Here is a 1,914-nt window from a genome sequence, read left to right as displayed (position 1 = left end):
CGGCGACGAGGACGGCTCCTACCACGGCCAGGCCTCCAAGGGCTTCAAGCTCGGCACCCAGGTCTAGGACCTACGAGCGAGACCTGGAGACACCATGACCACAAACCCATCCGAGGCCGCGGCGCGGTCCACGCAGCGCCGCGTCGCCTTCGCCACGATCGTCGGCACGACGATCGAGTGGTACGACTTCTTCATCTATGCCACGGCCGCGGGCCTGGTGTTCGCGCAGGTGTTCTTCGCCCCCGCGGGGGAGTCGATCGCCTTGCTGCTCGCGTTCGCCTCCGTGGGCGTCAGCTTCCTGTTCCGGCCGCTCGGCGCGTTCCTGGCCGGGCATTTCGGGGACAAGATCGGCCGGCGGCCGATGTTGGTCATCACCCTGATCCTGATGGGCGCCTCGACGACGCTCATCGGTGTCCTGCCGACCTACGAGACCGCGGGGATCGCCGCGCCGGTCTTGCTGCTGCTGCTGCGGATCCTGCAGGGGATCTCGGCCGGCGGGGAGTGGGGCGGCGCGGTGCTGATGGCCGTCGAGCACGCCCCGGCGAACCGCCGGGGACGGGCCGGGGCGTTCCCCCAGCTCGGCGTCCCGCTGGGCATGCTGTTGGCCTCCGGCGTGACCGCCATCATGACCGGGTGGATCTCCCCGGGCGAGGCGTTCGTCGAGTGGGGCTGGCGCATCCCGTTCCTGCTCAGCGTCGTGCTGATCGCCGTGGGCTACATGGTCCGCCGGGCCGTGGAGGAGTCCCCGGTTTTCGAGGAGATCGCGCAGAAGAAGCAGCAGACGCGGGTCCCGATCGTTGAACTGTTCCGCAAACACTGGTTGCTGGTCATCCTCGCCGCCCTGGTGTTCGCCGGCAACAATGCCGCCGGCTACATGGCCACCGGCGGCTTCATCCCCAGCTACGCCACCAGCCCGGCCGTGGGCCTGGAGCGCACCGACGTGCTGGTCGCCCTTACGTTCGGCGCGGCCATGTGGTTCATCTTCACGTACCTCGCCGGGTATCTGGCGGATCGGATCGGCCGGAAGAAGACGTACCTGATCGGCTTCACGGTGCAGGCGCTGGCGGTGTTCCCGCTCTTCTGGCTGATCAACACCGGGGAACTGGGCATGCTCTACCTGGCGCTGGGGATCTTCACCATCGGCCTGGGCCTGAGCTACGGCCCGCAGGCCGCCTGGTACTCGGAGATCTTCCCGGCCTCCGTGCGGTTCTCGGGCGTCTCGATTTCCTACGCCCTGGGTGCCATCCTCGGCGGGGCCTTCGCGCCGACCATCGCGCAGGCGCTCATCAACGCCACGGGCTCCAGCGCGTCGGTCTCGGCCTACCTGCTGGTCATCACGCTGCTGTCGATCGGCGCCGTGCTCATCCTGCGCGACCGGCCGGGGATCGACCTGTCGATCCACAACCAGGCCGAGCAGGAGGTCGGGGCCACCGTCTTCGACAAGCGCCGCGCGCTGGCTTTCCAAAGGGAGGCATAGGCGGCAGGCCGCCGGCTCAGACGGATTCTCCTGCGCATGCCCAGGTGAAGCCTTGATCGGCGAGCCGGGCGACGAGGTTGGCTTCAAGATGAAGCCACCAACCAACCATCCGACTGTCCGCTGCTATCTGTTCTGCTGGGTCCCGGGCCGATACGTCTGTCCGGGACCCAGCGCTTTGATTTGAGGAGAAACTCCATGACCATTACGCCCGAACGCGAAGCCGAGCTGCTTTCCAAGGTTCCCACCGGCCTGCTCATTGACGGCGTGTGGCGCGACGCCTCGGACGGGGGCACGTTCGACGTGCAGGACCCGGCCACCGGCAAGGTCATCGCCACCCTGGCCTCGGCCACCAGTCAGGACGCCCTCGCGGCCCTGGACGCGGCGGCCGGCGTGCAGGCCGAGTGGGCCCTGACCGCGCCGCGGCAGCGGGCCGAGAT

At 68.5% G+C, this 1,914-nt stretch carries 2 protein-coding genes; both read left to right on the top strand.

Annotated features, from left to right (window positions below; all coding sequences use genetic code 11):
* The first annotated feature begins 94 nt into the window (after positions 1–94).
* Positions 95–1,477, top strand: a complete 1,383-nt coding sequence (locus tag ABD912_RS20665) for an MFS transporter (RefSeq protein ID WP_345153904.1) — start codon at positions 95–97, stop codon at positions 1,475–1,477.
* 195 nt (positions 1,478–1,672) lie between these two features.
* Positions 1,673–1,914: aldehyde dehydrogenase family protein (locus ABD912_RS20660; protein ID WP_345153902.1), on the top strand; the 242-nt coding region annotated here is incomplete at its 3' end.

It is taken from the genome of Arthrobacter ginkgonis (assembly GCF_039540195.1).
Classification (GTDB): domain Bacteria; phylum Actinomycetota; class Actinomycetes; order Actinomycetales; family Micrococcaceae; genus Zafaria; species Zafaria ginkgonis.
Note: the sequence above shows the minus strand (reverse complement) of the source record. Positions and strands in the feature narration are given on the sequence as shown.

Bases quoted from the DNA above. Each gene is read 5' to 3' on its own strand.
- ABD912_RS20665 (WP_345153904.1), top strand. From the start codon at position 95: ATGACCACAAACCCATCCGAGGCCGCGGCGCGGTCCACGCAGCGCCGC.